The following is a 16,277-nucleotide window of genomic DNA, read 5'->3' as shown; positions in this document are numbered from 1 at the left end:
GTGGCGGTGAAGATCAATCAGACCGGGCCGCGACGCAGTTTCAACGGCGAGAATTCGTGTCCATCGCCAGCGAAATAGCGGGAGAAGCCTTCGTAATATTGCAGGCGCATCACCTGGATCATGACGATGCCGCCCTCGAGCACCAACACGAAGACGTTACCGAGGATCACCGTGATCAGATGGCCCGCGGGTCCCATCATGCCAGCCAGGGTCAGGACGGCGAGTGAGAGTGCGGCATGATTCAGGCTGAAGGCGGCGACACGCAAGAACGACAGGGTATTCGAGATGTAGCCGATGATCGTCTCCAGGGTCTCGATGAACACCACCAGGATCTTCTCGCCGAGCGGTGCCTGCATGTGCGACCAGGCGTAGCCGGCGAGCGCGATCAGCGTGCCGATCACCAGCAACAAGGGTAAGGTGCCGAAGCGGCTGTTGGTGGCGATGCCGACAGCGCCCCAGACCAAAGCCAGATAGAAGATCAGATTGGCCAGACCATGGTGGCCGAACACCGCGGCCGCGAGATCCTTGACCGCAATCCGGTTGTAGATGGCAAGTCCGCAGGCGATGGCGATGAACAAGACGCCATAGCCGAGTGCGATCTGCAGCATCAGGATCGGATGGTGGATCGGACTCATCCAGAGCGCGGGCAAGACCTCTTCGTAACCGAAGATGCTGCCGAAGAGCACACCAAAGAACATCGATGAGAGGCCAGCCATGATGCCGAAGCGATAGAAGCGCCCGAGCTTGGCGCGGAACGCCCAGGCAACGCCGGCAATGACTGCACCTTGGCCGATATCGCCGAACATCGAGCCGAACATCAGCAGGAAGGTCACCGCGAACAGTGGCGTTGGATCGACCTCGCCGTATTGCGGGATGCCATACTGCTTGACCAGCATCGAGAAGGGCGCGAGATAGCGATTGTTGGTCGCGACTGTTGGTACCAACGGGCGCTCTGCGGGGGTTGGATGGCGGCTTTCGAGCTCGAATGGTAGCGACAGGCTGGCGCGCAGGCGCGCCTCCAGCGTGCTGAGTTCGCGTGCTGGCACCCATCCACTGACCACGGCGAGATGACCGGCACTGCGGATCGACGGGTCGAGGGTAACAAAGGGGGCCGCCATCTGCAGGGCCTGCCGCGCTGAGCGGAGCGCTTCGCGATGCTGCTGCTCCCAAGCGTTCACCTCGGCACTCAGGGTGTTGCGCTCGGCTTGCAGCTGCTGACGCTTGGCGTTGAGTTCATCCTGCTTTTGCTCAGGACTGGCATCTTCGAGCCCAGCGGGGATCGGCAAGGGTTGAAAGCTCGCCGAGCTGAGCACCGAGGCGAGCTGGCTCTCTTGCTCACCGCGCGGTCCGACGATGACCACGTGGGTGCTCTGCTCACGCTCGAGATAGGTAAACAACAGGTGGTTGGCCAGGGTTACCGCCCCCTGCAATCGGCTCAGGTTCTCACGTGGTACCACGCCGACGTAGAAATCCAAGAAGCGGGTCTTATTGCGCAGCGCACCGAGGTCGATCTCCAGGTTGCTGAAGTTTTCTAATGAGGCCTGCTGCTCGCGCAGGAAGCGATCCTGCTCGTCGATGCGCCGAAATCCCTCTTCAAAGCGCGAGGCCTCGGCCCAGCGCTCGGTCAGCTGCTCGTTGATGGCGCGCAGCTCGTCAGGCTCGATCACCCGCACCTCATCAAACTCCGGCGCTGCGTCAACGGCAACCACCTTGGCGATCTTCTCAAGCCGGCCATGGGCCTGCTGATAGATCTCGCGGTAGTCGCGCCCGGGGATGCCGCTCAGCAGCTGTTCTTCGGGTGGCCGGGTGTCCGGGTGGAAGCTCTCGGTCTCGGCCAGGGTCAGCGAGGCCTGTGGTAGGTCGTCGGTGATCACCAACAGACGGACATGCTTCATCAGCAATGGGCGCAGCCTGATCTCACGCCAGCTGTCCGGTGACCGCAGCGCCTTCCAGAGCTGGTCGAGCAGGGGGCCGACTTGGCGCAAGGCGGGACCAGCCTTGGCGGTGATGGCCCGGGTTTGAGGCTGGACTTTGTCGACGATGGCTCGAATCTGCGGCTCGACCTTGGCGCCGATGGCCCGGATCTGCGGTTCTGCCTTGGCAGCAATGGCGCGAAACTGCGGCTTGGCCTCGGCCAACAGCTTCGCCCAGAAACCACGCAGCAGGGCCCATAGCGACAGCAGTTGTTGCTGGATGGCTGACAGGAGCTGTTGTTTATTGACTGGCATGGGCTCGATGGTCATCGGCGGTGCGAGGCGGAGCCTGTGTGGTCAGGCAGCGGACGGCAAAGGCAGCGCACAATCTGGTGGATGCGCCTCGACGGCGATCTCGACCAGGTCGCGTGGTAGGCCGAGCAGTTGCCCTTGCACCAAGGCAAACAGCATGAGCACACCATGCTCGCGCAGGATCAAATAGGCGAGGCTGCGAGCGACGCCGGAGTGGCCACGGGCGAGCAGGAGACGTGCCTCCTGGGTGACATAACCGCCGAGGCGTTGCTGCACCTCGATCAGGCTTTGGCTACCGGCAAGCGCGCTGTTGAGTGGGTCCGGTAATGCAGCGATGATCTCCTCGAGGCTGTCGAGATTGACCAGCGTCAGCAGTCGGTCGCGATGCAGCAGGCGCACCGAGGGCACCAACTGATAGAAGGTCTCACTCGGCGAGAGCGCATACGAGAAGCGAAACCGTAACAACCACATCAGCGCGACGCGATCGAGCACCGCGCCGAGCAGTTGTTTCAGCTCAGGCTGGTTGCTGTCATGCACCTGCTGCAGCCGACGCGCCATCTCGCTGTAGTAGCGTTGATCGATGGCGGCTTCGAGGGCGAAGGGATCGCGTTTCTGCTCGAAGACCTCACGGCCCTGTTTCGCGATCAGGCTATAGGGACCTTGCTCCAGCTTACGCAACAGCTCGAGCACACCTTCGGCCTGGAAGAGATCTTGTTGGGGCAGGCGCACATGCGCCGGCAGTTCGAAGAGGTTGGCGCGGATCTCGGCTTGGTTTAATTCGTACAGCTTGCCGCGCAGTAGGGTCTTGAGGTTGAAGAGGGCGTATTTACGGCCCCAGGCGAGGATTAACCCGGCCTCTGCTGCTGCCATCGGACGGATCAGGATGCGCAGTTCGTCGAGCAACGTGTTGATCAGTGCCTGTTTGACGCTGCGGCTCTTCGCACGGCGATCGAGCGACTCCTCCAACAAGCCCTCGAGGCCGAACCGCTGAGCGAGTTCTTGCAGCGAAAGACCGCACAGGGTCATCACCTCATCAGGATCGACCAGATGCTCGGCCATGGCCGAGACACGGGTATTGAGATAAGGCTCGTGCATACCGCTGATGGCGATCCGAAAGGCTTAGCGCTGTGTGTCGAGCAGCAGGGCGAAGGCGGCGTCGAGGGCCTCCTGTTCGCGCGCTTCAGCGGATTCACGAAGACGGACATGGCGCTCTTCGTAGCGACGTTTGAGCTCGGCGACGGTCTGCTCCGCGCGCTCCTCAGCCTTGCTGATGAAGCCCCGGTGCAAATCCGGGATGCGCGCGGTGAAACGCTCATCTTCCGCGCGCGCATCACGCAAGGCCGCTTGGATGATGCGCTCTTGCTCTTGCTCGGCCTGTTGAGCAAGGCTTTCGGCCTTCATCTCGGCATCAAGGAGGCGTTTCAGCGTATCGTCCATCGGTGCCTGTCGATCTCGTCTGGGGTTAGCGCGGGGTTCAACCGCTTTGGCGGGGTGCAGGGTAACCTATTCTGCGGCGTTAGTGTCCATGCTTCGCAAGGTTGGTTGTTCCGCGAGTCGTTTCGTTGGCTGTCTTGCTGTAGGTTGATAAGGGTCGTCAGGCCGCTATAGCCTTTGGCTCCCCGTTATCCTGTCATCTGCGCTGACTGCCAGATCTGGCCATCGCGCGAACGCGAGCTGTTCTGGCCTGTTTGGTCTGGCGCTCAGGGAATGGCCATAATAGTCACATGCTCGGCGGCAAGCTGCCAAGCGCTGACCGATTCGATCGCCCCTCAAGGCCAACGAGAGCCAAATAATCGCTTCGATGCCAAACGTCTCCTCTGTCACCAAGCCACCGACGCAACCCGTGTCGCAACCGCCGTCGCGACCCGGCCTCGGCGCCCGTCTTCTGGGGGCCTTTCTGCTCTTCTGGAGCTTGGGCCTGGTCTCCTGCCAGTCGCTGTTTTTTCTTTAGCCACCATGCGCCAATCGCCCCAAGACCTGCAAACGCTGCTCGATCGGCTTGGCGTGACCGGCCCTGCGGCGCAGTGGCTGCTGGCGAGGCGTCAGGCCTTGGCGCCAACGACCGCAACGCCTGCTGCGTCTTCACCGGCTGTTGGCGCGGCGATGCGACCACGCCCGGTGCGCGCTTGGCTGCTCTGGCTGTTCTCGGCGCCGCTGATCCTGGCCGCCTTGAGTGCGCTCGTCGCGGGGCGGCTCGATGGCTTCATCAGCGATGCCTCAGCCTGGGGCTTGGTCGCCTTGGCCGCGGTGCTGACGCGGCGGGCATCGTTGCTGCCCGCTGCGCAGCCAGAGCAACGGCGTTTCAGCCAGCCTGGGCGGCGCTGGCAATTTCCGTTGCCTAATCTCGCTGCGGTCTCGCTAGCGGCTGGTACCTGCGTTGCCGCCGTCTATGGCGTTGGCCATCTGCTCGGGGTCGGCCTCGGTTTCGCGGCCGTCGCCGTATTGGCTTATCACCTGCTCTACGGCTTGGAGCCACTGCGAGTCGGGACGCCACTGACGGCGCAGGACAAGGAATCGCGGGCGGTGATCGAGGCGCTTGCCGAGGCCGAAGATCGGCTCATCACCATCGAGCGCGCCGCTGACGCGATTGGCAATCGCGAGCTGAGCCAGCGGCTGGCGCGTATCGCCGAGCTGGGGCGTGGCATCCTGGCGCAGATTGCCGAGCGTCCCTCCGACCTGCGCCGCGCTCGGCGCTTTTTGACCGTCTTCCTGGAAGGCGCCGAGCAGGTCTCCGACGGCTATGCGCGCACGCATCGGCATGCCGATTCAGCCGAGCTCGAGCAGAGCTTCCGCACCGTGCTGATCACCATCGAAGAGCAGTTCCAACGCCAGCGCGAGCGCTTACGCGAGGCCGATGTGCTCGACCTCGATGTGCAGATTGAGGTGCTGAAGAAACAGTTGGATCAAGAGGGGATTCGCTAGCGGCTTCGTATGCTGTGGAAGATCTGGCGGCAGGTCCGGTGGCAGCGATGGATCACCGCAAACAGGCCTCGTTAGAGGCCCGCTTGGTAGTATCCGCTCGGCTAATGAGAGCGTGTTTACATGTGTTGCCGAATGGGGAGGGGCGTTAACCCTCATCGACCAGGCCGAGGATGCAGCGCATAGCGGCCTGGTTGTTGCCCGTCGGATAGAAGCTGTTGAGGTCGTTGACGTAGGTCTGGCCATCGATCATCCCGGCGCCGAGCTTGGCGGTCTCGTCGAGGAAGGTCGTATCATTGCTATCGACGTCTAACAAGTAGCTGATCGGCTGCCCGCCGACGCTGAGCTTGCCGCATCGCTCATCGACCTTGTCGAGGAAGGCGTTCGAGGCTGGACCTTCGGGGGCGACAAGCGTACCGCCGCACCCACCGAGGATGGCGCCCAAGACCAGCAGACCGACGGGACGGATGATCGGGGTGAGGGCGCGCGGCATAGCAGACTCCTAGCGTCAGGTCAGGATGATGAAGGGTAGGGTGGAGGCGAGCGTGGCCGTCGTTCACCGGGTAACTGGATACCGAACCGGATGATCAAACCTCTGCGCGTCTCAGGGGCGGCTGTGCAAGCGTCAAGTCATCCGGCTGGCTGTTGCAAGTCTCAGGTTTGCCCGAGCGAGCGTCAAGTGATGCGGCTTTTGCGTTGTCGCCCGTGTTTGCTATTGCTTTCGTTGTCCGGGTTTACTATCCCCTCCAAGTGAGGTTTTCGGCGAAAATCCAGACTTCATCTCTATCAAGGCCATTCAACCGAGCGACGATCACCCACCATGAGCGAGAACGAGCAGCCGCGACAGGCCCAGGGTCTGTTTGAAGCCAGCGCCCAGTTGGCACCTGAACTGAGTGCCCCATCCCGCACGCATCAGGGCGCCGAGACCGGCCAAGGGATTGTTGCCCTGGCCGATGCGCCACCCGCCGAGCGCGCCGAGATCAAGGCCCTGCTAGCCGAACTGGATCTGACCGACAGCAGCGCGATCATGCACTTCGGCGCCAAGGCGCAGCAGCAACTCACCGCGGTCTCCGATCAGATGCTGGAAGGGGTGCGCAATAAGGACACGGGCGCCGCTGGCCAGACCCTGAGCGAGATGGTCGGCACGCTGCGCGGGTTCGATGTCGAAGGCTTGGACCCGAACGCCAAGCCCGGTTTCTTCAAGCGGCTGTTTGGTGCCGGCAAGCCGATCCTGCGCTTCCTGCAGGAGTACGAGGCGGTGCGCGATCATATCGACCGCATCAGCATCGATCTGGAGCGGCACAAGACCCGGCTACTCACCGATGTGACCGCGCTCGACCGACTCTACGAGGCCAATCTCGATTATTTTCGCGAGCTGGAACACTACATTGCCGCCGGCGAGGCCAAGCTCGCCGAGCTGGACCAGCAGACCATCCCGGCGCTCGCGGCCAAGGTCGAACAGGCCGAGGATATGGTCGAGGCACAGAACCTGCGCGATCTGCGCGGCGCCCGCGATGATCTGGAGCGCCGCGTGCACGATCTACGCCTGACCCGGCAGGTGGCGATGCAGGCGCTACCGAGCATCCGCCTGGTGCAGGAGAACGACAAGGGGCTGATCGGCAAGATCAACTCGACCCTGGTCAACACCGTGCCGCTGTGGCGCCAGCAACTGGCGCAGGCGGTGACCATCTACCGCTCCGGGCGCGCCGCCGAGACGGTCAAGGCGGCCACCGATCTGACCAATGACCTGCTCAAGGCCAACGCGGCGAACCTGAAGACCGCCAATGCCGAGGCGCGGCGTCAGATCGAGCGCGGCGTGTTCGACATCGAGACGGTCAAGGAGGCCAACCGCAGCCTGATCGAGACCATCGAAGAGAGCCTTCAGATCGCCGACGAAGGCAAGCGCGCCCGTGCCGCGGCGAGCCTCGAGTTGGAGCAGATGGAGGCGGATTTACGCAAGACCTTGGCCGCGGCCAGCGCGCCGCCGGCGAGGGCCAGCTGAGCTGAAATCCTCGATCCGGCGCCGCATGGGAGGCCGCATCGGCCGAACGCGCATGAGGTCGCGCCAACTCCGGCAAGATGCACACGCGAGATTCCGGTTAACCGCACCAGGTTAACCTCACCGCGTCGCCCATCAGGGCTCAAGCCGCTCGATCTCGATGGAGTCGCCGAAGCAGTCGATGCCAAGACGCTCGGCGACCTTGAGGGCCTTGGGCTCGATCATCGGTGAGATCACGATCAGTCGACTGGCCTGGCGGTCGTGCTCTCGCTCGTAGAAGCGCGCCTTGCGCTCGAATAGGTACATGCCGCCCTTGTCGATGGAGGATTTGAGTTCGCAAAGGATCAGCAGTCCGTTCTTAATGATGACGTCGAGTTCGATCTGCTCAGGCTTTCCGAAGACTTCTCCGCTGTCATCATAGCCGTTGTAGTTGATCACCTCGACGCCGAAGTTCTCTTCGAGGATCGATGCCAGCGCATCACGGAAGGACTTCTCGGAGCTGAGGCCCCAGCGTGCGCCCAATGCGCCAATGCTGCGGTCATGTTTCTTAGCCATCGCGAGGAGTGCATCATTCATCCGCCGCAGCTCGGCCTGGTTTTCATCCCACTTGCGGTTCTGCTCCTCCCACTTGCGCTTCTGGTCCTCGCGGTCGCGTAGGTATTCTTCCCAGCGTCGGTCGGAACGGGCGCGCTCTTCGCGCATCTCCGTGATTGCCTGCTGGAACCAGTCCGTGGTCTGGGCGCGATCCGCGTAGAGGTCGCGGGTCAGATCCACTACGAAGGTGCGGAAGTTCGGGTCCTCGCGCAGATAGGTCGGCAGCTCCCGCTTGATGGTCTCTTTCAGCTCGGCGTCGATCATCTTGGCGTTCTCCAATGGTGTTCCAAGCGCGACCGCTATTCTATGCTTATCCAGCGGCTCTATCCTTATCCAGCGGCGTCCACCGCGTGGAACCCGGATAACGGCTGCCATCGCGCGCTGGGACTGGCTGGCCGCCGCTTCGCTCTTCGTCGTGGGTCAGGCGGCAAGCCCTCGCCCCCGCAACTGCTTGATCTGATCACGAAGCGCCGCCGCCCGTTCAAACTCCAGTTCCTTGGCGGCCTGATACATCGCCTTCTCTAGACTCTTGACCTTCTTCGCCATCTGCGCCGGTGTCAGATGGGCGTACTCGGCCATCTCGTCGGCCACCTTGGCGAAGTCGCGTGGCTTCATCGGCGCGCCGGGCACGTGCGCCTCCATGATGTCCGCGACCGCCTTCTGGATCGTCCTCGGGGTGATCCCGTGCCGCGCATTGTGGTCGATCTGCTTGGCGCGGCGGCGCTCGGTCTCGTCGATCGCACGGCGCATCGAGCCGGTGATCTCATCGGCATAGAGGATCGCCTTGCCATTGGCGTTGCGCGCGGCGCGGCCGATGGTCTGGATCAGCGAGCCTTCCGAGCGCAGGAAGCCTTCCTTGTCGGCGTCGAGGATCGCGACCAGCGAGACCTCGGGCATGTCTAGGCCTTCGCGCAGCAGGTTGATGCCGACCAGCACATCGAATTCGCCGAGCCGCAAATCCCGAATGATCTCGACCCGCTCGACGGTATCGATATCGGAGTGCAGATAGCGCACTCGGACCCCATGCTCGCCGAGATAGTCGGTCAGATCCTCGGCCATGCGTTTGGTCAGCGTGGTCGCCAGCACACGCTCATGATGGGCGACGCGCAGCCGAATCTCGGAGAGTAGATCATCGACCTGGGTGCGCGCCGGGCGCACCTCGACCTCGGGGTCGACCAGGCCGGTGGGGCGCACCACCTGCTCGATCACCGCGCCGGAGTGGTCGAGTTCGTACTGGCGCGGGGTTGCCGAGACAAAGATGGCCTGGGGACGCCGTGCCTCGAATTCCTCGAAGCGCAGCGGCCGGTTATCCAGTGCCGAGGGCAGCCGGAAGCCGTAATCGACCAGGTTCTCCTTGCGCGAGCGGTCGCCGCGGAACATACCGCCGAGCTGTGGCACCGTGACATGGCTCTCGTCGATGACGATCAGTGCATCCTTGGGCAGATAATCGAACAGGGTCGGCGGCGGCTCGCCGGGACCGCGACCGGAGAGGTAACGGCTGTAGTTCTCGATGCCCGAGCAATAGCCGACCTCGACCATCATCTCCAGGTCAAAGATGGTGCGCTGCTCCAGGCGCTGTGCCTCGACCAGCTTGTCGTTGTCGCGCAGCCAATTGAGCCGGTCTTTCAGCTCGACCTTGATCTGCTCGACGGCGTTGAGGATGACCTCGCGCGGGGTCGCATAATGGGTCTTCGGGAACACCGTGTAGCGCGGCACCTTGCGCTTGGACTCGCCGGTGAGCGGATCGAACAACGAGAGCGCCTCGATCTCGTCGTCGAACAGCTCGATGCGCACCGCCTCGTCGTCCGACTCGGCCGGGTAGATGTCGATCACATCGCCGCGCACCCGATAGGAGCCGCGCGAGAGTTCGATCTCGTTGCGCCGGTACTGCAGCGCCGAGAGCCGGCGCAGGATCGCGCGCTGGTCGATCAGATCGCCGCGCGACAGGTGCAGCACCATCTTCAGATAGGCCTCGGGGTCGCCAAGACCATAGATGCTGGAGACGGTTGCGACCAGGATGACATCCGGGCGCTCCAACAGGGCCTTGGTGGCCGACAGGCGCATCTGCTCGATGTGCTCGTTGATCGAGGCATCCTTCTCGATGTAGGTGTCGGAGGCCGGCACATAGGCCTCGGGCTGGTAGTAGTCATAGTAGGAGACGAAGTACTCGACCGCGTTGTGCGGGAAGAACTCGCGCATCTCGCCGTAGAGCTGGGCGGCCAGGGTCTTGTTCGGAGCCAGGATCAGGGTCGGGCGCTGCACCCGATCGATGACGTTGGCGATGCTGAAGGTCTTACCGGAGCCGGTGACCCCGAGCAGGGTCATCCCGGCCTCGCCGTCGTTCAGCCCCTCGACCAGCCGGCGGATGGCCTCCGGCTGATCGCCGGCGGGCTGAAACTGCGAGACAAGCTCAAAGGATCGAGACAAGGGTCGAGACATAGAGGCGTGTTTCCGGACGTCGCACTTACTGGGGCCGTTCAACTTGATCGCCGGACGAAACAGACTATAAAGCCTGGCGTCCACGCGCTTGTCATCGTCGGCCGTCGGGGCGAATGGCGATCAGTGTCAGTTAACCTGAATCCCGCGCGATTCATCGTCTGAGGGTGGCCGAGCCATGACCGTTCGGCGTTGCCGTATGTGAGAGCCAGGGATGCGCCAACGGCCGACCTGCGCGTGACACAGTGTGCGTTGTGACCGGAGGCTTGCTGCATGCATCGCGCGGCCGTTTCTGATTCGCTATGATCGGGTGCCTGTGGCTGAATGCCAATCCGCGTCGCTGAAAACGCGACCCTTGCAACATCCGGCTCGCTTGCCAGCCGGACGTCGCCTAATCCCAATCGCGCTATCCGGAACCCACCACCGATGACCATCAAGCTCTCCAATCGTGTCCAATCCGTCAAGCCGTCGGCCACCCTCGCGATCACCGCGCGCGCCAAGGAGCTGCGCGCGGCCGGTAAGGACGTCATCGGTCTCGGTGCCGGCGAGCCGGATTTCGACACCCCGGATCACATCAAGCAAGCGGCGATCGAGGCGATCAATGCCGGCTTCACCAAATATACCGCCGTCGACGGCACCCCTGAACTCAAGCGCGCCATCATCGCCAAGTTCCAGCGCGACAACGGCATCGACTATGCCCCGGAGCAGATCCTGGTCTCCTGCGGTGGCAAGCAGAGCTTCTTCAACCTGGCGCAAGCCGTGCTCGACCCAGGCGATGAGGTCGTCATCCCAGCACCTTATTGGGTGTCGTACCCGGACATGGTGCTGCTCGCGAGTGCCGCGCCCGTCTTGGTCCACGCGGGCGCCGAGCAGCAATTCAAGATGACGCCCAATCAGCTGCGCGGCGCCATGACCGACAAGACCCGCTTGGTCGTCATCAACAGCCCATCCAACCCGACCGGCATGGCCTACACCCAAGCTGAGCTGGCCGCACTGGGCGAGGTCCTGCGCGAGTTCCCGCGCACGCTGATCGCCACCGACGACATGTACGAGCATATCGTCTGGCCAGAGCGACAGCCCTTCGTCAACATTGTCAACGTCTGCCCAGACCTGCTTCCGCGCACCCTGGTGCTGAATGGCGTCTCCAAGGCCTACTCGATGACCGGCTGGCGCATCGGTTACGCCGGTGGACCGGAGTCGGTGATCAAGGCGATGAAGAAGATTCAATCGCAGAGCACCTCGAATCCGACCTCGATCTCCCAGGTCGCCGCCCAGGCTGCACTCGAGGGACCACAGGACTGCATCGGCGAGATGCTGACCGCGTTCAAGACGCGCCACGACCTCGTCGTCGAGCGTCTCAACGCCATCCCCGGCATCGACTGTCTGCCCACTGATGGCACCTTCTACGTCTTTCCCAAGGTTCAAGGCCTCATCGACGCGATCGACGGCGTGCGCGACGACCTCGAACTCGCTGAGTACCTGATCGAGCATGCCGGCGTTGCCTTGGTCCCTGGCTCCGCGTTTGGCTCGTCCGGATACGTTCGCATCTCGATCGCGACCAGCCAGCAGAATCTCGAGAATGCGCTGGAGCGGATCGCCGCGGTGGCTGGCTGACCTGTCGTCCGAACCGACCCGCGCTTGACGCGCATTGCCTCCTCGTTGCCATCGATTGCGACCGGCATGACCTGTTGGGTGTGGTGGCGGTGTCGACCTCACTCGGCTGGCTGTTGCGAACTTCTATCGAGGATTGTTGCCTGTTAGCGAAGCCAGACACGATTAGAACCGGCGAAGGCAGGTCGGTTCGTGATGAGTTTTGCGCTGAGCATCCCCATGTCCACCTGAACCGGAAACCATGAGTTGATGACGATGTCGAGGGCAACACTAGGATTGTTGGGTCTGCTTCTGGTCACTGGCGGTAGCTGGGCTCAGCCGCCATCGCCAGGGGTGATCCTGAGCGAGGCGCGGGTCGCGGAGGTCGCCGATCGGGTCGAGGCCCTAGGTACGCTGCGCGCGAATGAGTCCGTCACCATCACCGCGACGGTGACCGAGACCATCTCCAACATTCACTTCGAGGATGGTCAGCAGGTCGCGGCCGGTGACGTGCTGGTCGAGATGACCAGCCGCGAGCAGCATGCGCGTCTGGAAGAGGCCCAGGCGCGGCTCGCGGAGGCCGAGCAACAATATCAGCGCGTGAAATCACTCGAGGCCACCGGCTCCGCCTCGGCCTCGCTGTTGGATGAGCGGCGGCGTGATCTGCGCGCGGCGCGCGCGACCTTGGCGGCGATCGAGTCACAGCTGGCTGATCGATTGATCAAGGCGCCCTTCGCGGGCGTGGTCGGGCTGCGCAACATCAGCCTCGGCGCCCTGGTTGAGCCTGGCGATCTGATCACGACACTCGATGACGATCGCTCGATGAAACTGGATTTCCCGGTGCCGAGCCTATTCTTGCCGTCACTGAAGCCCGGGCTGGCGATCGAAGCGCGCTCGCCCGCGCTCGGCAATCGCAGCTTTAAGGGCGAGGTGTCGAGTGTTGCCAGCCGGATCGACCCCGTCACCCGCACGGTTCAGGTCCGCGCCCGAATCGACAATCCTGAGCGGGCATTGCGGCCTGGGCTGTTGATGCAGGTCGAGCTGCTGCGCGATCCGCGTGAGGCGGTGATGGTGCCGGAGGCGGCGATCCTGCAGCGCGGTTCCGAGCATGCCGTCTTGGTGGTCGAGGAGGGTGCCGATGGCGCGATGACGGCTGAGCGCCGACCGGTTGAGGTCGGTCTGCGGCGCCCGGGGGAGGTCGAGATCGTTGCCGGCCTGAAGGTGGGCGAGCGTGTGATCACTCATGGGGCCGACAAGGCGCGTCCGGGTCAGCCGGTGCAGGTCTTGGCGATCGATGACGGCAGCCGGCCGCTTGCGGAATTGCTGGCGCAGCCGGCTAGTAACAGCGTCGACACCATGGAGCGCATCCCTTGATCCTCTCCGATCTTGCCGTCACTCGGCCGGTCTTCGCCAGTGTCCTGTCGCTGCTGCTGGTGGCCTTCGGGCTGGTCGCTTTCGATCGCCTGCCGCTGCGCGAATATCCGGATATCGATCCTCCCGTGGTCTCGGTCGAGACCGTCTATCCGGGCGCCGCGGCGTCGGTAGTCGAAACCCGCATCACGCAGCTGATCGAGGATCGAATCGCCGGCGTTGAGGGCATCGACCGCATCGAGTCGACCTCCGAGGACGGCGAGTCGAAGATCACCATCGAGTTCAAGATCGGCCGTGATATCGACGGCGCCGCCAACGATGTGCGCGACCGCGTCTCGGGCGTGCTCGATCAGCTGCCGATCGAGGCCGAGCCACCGGATATCCAGAAGGTCGATAGCAGCGACGATGTGATCATGTGGCTGAATCTGGCCAGTGAGAACATGACCGTGCCTGAGCTGACCGATTATGCGCGGCGCTATCTGGTCGATCGCTTCTCGGTGCTGGATGGCGTGGCGCGGGTGCGGGTTGGCGGTAGCCAGACCTACGCGATGCGGGTCTGGATCGATCGTAATGCCTTGGCCGCCCGTGGCTTGACGGTGGCCGATGTCGAACAGGCCTTGCGCGCCGAGAACATCGAACTGCCGGCCGGCGGGGTCGAATCCATCGATCGTCAGTTCAGTGTGCGCACCGAGCGCAGCTTCCGCACCGCGGCCGACTTTGCGCAGCTGGTGATCGCGCGTGGCGATGACGGTTATCTGGTGCGCTTGGGCGATGTCGCGCGCGTCGAGCGTGGAACCGAGGAGGATCGCACCCTGTTCCGCGGCAATGGCACGCCGATGGTCGGGCTTGGCATCATCAAGCAGTCGACCGCGAACACCATCGCAGTGGCCGACGCGGCCAAGGCCGAGATGGCGCGGATCAATCCGACGCTGCCTCAGGGCATGCAGATCTTCCAGAGCTATGACACCTCGGTGTTCGTCAAGGATGCGATCGGTGAGGTCTACAAGACGCTGGCGATCGCCATTGTGCTGGTGGTGCTGGTGATCTTCCTGTTCCTCGGCTCGGTGCGGGCAATGTTGGTGCCGGCGGTGACCGTGCCGGTGTCGCTGATCGCCACCTTCAGCGTGCTGCTCGCGCTCGGCTTCACGGTCAATATCCTGACGTTGCTGGCGCTGGTCTTGGCGATCGGCCTGGTGGTCGACGATGCCATCGTGGTACTCGAGAACATCCATCGGCGCATGGAGCAGTATGGCGAGACGCGCCTGGTTGCGGCCTATCGCGGCACGCGCCAGGTCGGCTTCGCGGTCGTCGCGACCACCATCGTCTTGATCGCCGTGTTCCTGCCGATCGCCTTCCTGCAGGGCGATATCGGACGGCTGTTCTCGGAGTTCGCGCTGACCATGGCGGCGGCGGTGAGCTTCTCGACCTTCGTCGCGCTGACCCTGTCGCCGATGCTGGCGTCGAAGGTGCTGCCGGAATCCCATCAGCGTCTCAGCCTGACCGCCGGTGTCGACTGGGCCTTTGAACGCCTGCGCGCTGGCTACACCCGGGTATTGGCCTTCTTCTTGCGCCAGCGTTGGCTGATCGTACTGCTGCTGATCGTCACCCTCGGGCTGGCCTGGTGGCTGTTTCAGCAGCTACCAAAAGAGTACGCGCCCAGCGAGGACCGCGGCGCCTTCTTCGTGCTGGTCAACGGTCCGGAAGGTGCCTCCTTCAGCTACATGGAAGAGTACATGGACGAGATCGAGCGCCGCCTGCTGCCCTATGCCGAGTCCGGCGAGGCGATCCGGGTCTTGGTGCGCGCGCCACGCGCCTTCGGCAATACCGAGGTCTTCAACAGCGGCATCGTGATCATGGTGATGGCGCCGTTCGGCGAGCGACGACCGAGCCAGGTGGTGATGAACGAGATCCGCGCCAAGCTTGGGGATCTGCCTGGGGTGCGGGCCTTCCCGGTGATGCGCCAAGGCTTCGGCGCGCGCATCCAAAAGCCGGTGCAGTTCGTCATCGGTGGCGGCACCTACGAGGAGCTGGCGGCCTGGCGCGATACCCTGGTCGCCGAGATCGAGAAGGACAATCCCGGTCTACAGGGCCTGGATTGGGACTACAAGGAGACCAAGCCGCAGTTGCGCGTCGAGATCGACTACGACCGCGCCGCCGATCTTGGTGTCACCGTCGAGACGATCGGTCGCACGCTGGAGACCATGCTCGGCTCGCGCCGGGTGACGACCTATCTAGATTCTGGCGAGGAATACGATGTCATCGTCGAGGGCGAGCGCGACGCGCAGCGCACACCGGCCAGTCTGAGCAATCTCTACGTGCGCTCGCAGCAGACCGGCGAGCTGATCCCGCTGTCGAATCTGGTGCGGGTGAATGAGACCGCGGAGTCGAAGAGCCTGAACCGGTTCAATCGGGTGCGCGCGATCACGCTGGAGGCCAATCTCGCCGATGAGCTGCCGCTGGGCGAGGCCTTGGCCTATCTGAATGCCCTCGCGGCCGAGCATCTGCCGGAGCAGGCGATCATCGACTACAAGGGCCAGTCGGCGGATTTCCAGGATTCGAGCCAGGGCATCCTGTTCGTCTTCCTGCTCGGTATCGCGGTGGTCTATCTGGTGCTGGCGGCGCAGTTCGAGAGCTGGGTGCATCCGCTGGTGATCATGCTGACGGTGCCGTTGGCGATGGCCGGTGCCTTGCTGGGACTCTGGCTGACCGGACAGTCGCTGAACATCTATAGCCAGATCGGGCTGATCATGCTGGTCGGGCTGGCGGCGAAGAACGGCATCCTGATCGTCGAGTTCGCCAATCAGTTGCGCGATGAGGGCAAGGCGTTCGATGCGGCCTTGTTGGAGGCGGCCGATGTGCGGCTGCGGCCGATCATCATGACCGGGATCACCACCGCCGCCGGCTCGATCCCGCTCTTGCTCAGCAGTGGCGCGGGTGCCGAGACGCGCACCGTGATCGGTACCGTGATCCTCTCCGGGGTGCTCGCGGCGACCCTGTTCACGCTGTTTGTGGTGCCGGTGGCCTATTCGGTGCTGGCGCGGAGCACGAAATCACCCAGCGCCGTTGGCAAACAGCTGGCGGCCGAGGAAGAACGCGCGCAGTCCGGCGCAGTCGCGGTGCCGAGCGCCGATTAAGGCAAGCCG

Annotated in this window: 11 protein-coding genes; 5 read left to right on the top strand and 6 right to left on the bottom strand. The window is 63.5% G+C overall.

Annotation, left to right across the window (positions count from 1 at the left end):
- Positions 1 to 17: 17 nt before the first annotated feature.
- The 3 genes from CCR96_RS14665 to CCR96_RS14655 all read right to left on the bottom strand — a co-directional run bounded on the left by CCR96_RS14665 (position 18) and on the right by CCR96_RS14655 (position 3,662).
- A complete protein-coding gene (locus CCR96_RS14665; RefSeq protein WP_201220987.1) occupies positions 18 to 1,895 on the bottom strand; it encodes a V-type ATP synthase subunit I in 1,878 nt (625 codons plus the stop codon).
- A 375-nt stretch (positions 1,896 to 2,270) separates the two neighbouring features.
- A complete protein-coding gene (locus CCR96_RS14660; protein WP_201220849.1) occupies positions 2,271 to 3,320 on the bottom strand; it encodes a V0D/AC39 family V-type ATPase subunit in 1,050 nt (349 codons plus the stop codon).
- 24 nt (positions 3,321 to 3,344) lie between these two features.
- Entirely contained in the window at positions 3,345 to 3,662 is a 318-nt protein-coding gene (locus tag CCR96_RS14655; RefSeq protein WP_201220848.1) for an ATPase, read from the bottom strand.
- Between the two features lie 519 nt (positions 3,663 to 4,181).
- On the opposite strand from CCR96_RS14655, the gene CCR96_RS14650 reads away from it, so the two are divergent.
- Positions 4,182 to 5,147 (top strand): 5-bromo-4-chloroindolyl phosphate hydrolysis family protein, encoded by a 966-nt coding sequence (locus CCR96_RS14650; RefSeq protein WP_242519100.1) that lies wholly within the window; start codon positions 4,182 to 4,184, stop codon positions 5,145 to 5,147.
- 145 nt (positions 5,148 to 5,292) lie between these two features.
- Here the strand turns inward: CCR96_RS14650 and CCR96_RS14645 are convergent, their stop codons facing one another.
- Positions 5,293 to 5,637 (bottom strand): hypothetical protein, encoded by a 345-nt coding sequence (locus CCR96_RS14645; RefSeq protein ID WP_201220847.1) that lies wholly within the window; start codon positions 5,635 to 5,637, stop codon positions 5,293 to 5,295.
- Positions 5,638 to 5,964: 327 nt separating this feature from the next.
- Here CCR96_RS14645 and CCR96_RS14640 point away from each other — a divergent pair, with 327 nt between their 5' ends.
- Positions 5,965 to 7,146 (top strand): toxic anion resistance protein, encoded by a 1,182-nt coding sequence (locus CCR96_RS14640; RefSeq protein WP_201220846.1) that lies wholly within the window; start codon positions 5,965 to 5,967, stop codon positions 7,144 to 7,146.
- 132 nt (positions 7,147 to 7,278) lie between these two features.
- On the opposite strand, the gene CCR96_RS14635 is transcribed toward CCR96_RS14640, so the two are convergent.
- Entirely contained in the window at positions 7,279 to 8,001 is a 723-nt protein-coding gene (locus tag CCR96_RS14635; protein ID WP_201220845.1) for a PD-(D/E)XK nuclease family protein, read from the bottom strand.
- 156 nt (positions 8,002 to 8,157) lie between these two features.
- Positions 8,158 to 10,176, bottom strand: a complete 2,019-nt coding sequence (gene uvrB / locus CCR96_RS14630; protein WP_274601122.1) for an excinuclease ABC subunit UvrB — start codon at positions 10,174 to 10,176, stop codon at positions 8,158 to 8,160.
- A gap of 423 nt (positions 10,177 to 10,599) precedes the next feature.
- Here uvrB and CCR96_RS14625 point away from each other — a divergent pair, with 423 nt between their 5' ends.
- The 3 genes from CCR96_RS14625 to CCR96_RS14615 all read left to right on the top strand — a co-directional run bounded on the left by CCR96_RS14625 (position 10,600) and on the right by CCR96_RS14615 (position 16,268).
- Positions 10,600 to 11,787, top strand: coding sequence for a pyridoxal phosphate-dependent aminotransferase (locus CCR96_RS14625; RefSeq protein WP_201220844.1), 1,188 nt, complete (start codon positions 10,600 to 10,602; stop codon positions 11,785 to 11,787).
- Between the two features lie 252 nt (positions 11,788 to 12,039).
- Positions 12,040 to 13,137, top strand: coding sequence for an efflux RND transporter periplasmic adaptor subunit (locus tag CCR96_RS14620; RefSeq protein WP_242519099.1), 1,098 nt, complete (start codon positions 12,040 to 12,042; stop codon positions 13,135 to 13,137).
- Positions 13,134 to 16,268: an efflux RND transporter permease subunit gene (locus tag CCR96_RS14615; protein WP_201220842.1), complete on the top strand. Its 3,135-nt coding sequence runs from the start codon at positions 13,134 to 13,136 to the stop codon at positions 16,266 to 16,268. The genes CCR96_RS14620 and CCR96_RS14615 overlap by 4 nt, the downstream gene beginning before the upstream one ends.
- Positions 16,269 to 16,277: the final 9 nt, after the last annotated feature.

Source organism: Halochromatium roseum (assembly GCF_016653315.1).
GTDB classification, from domain to species: Bacteria; Pseudomonadota; Gammaproteobacteria; order Chromatiales; family Chromatiaceae; genus Lamprobacter; species Lamprobacter roseus.
This window is presented reverse-complemented; position numbering and strand designations above follow the sequence as displayed.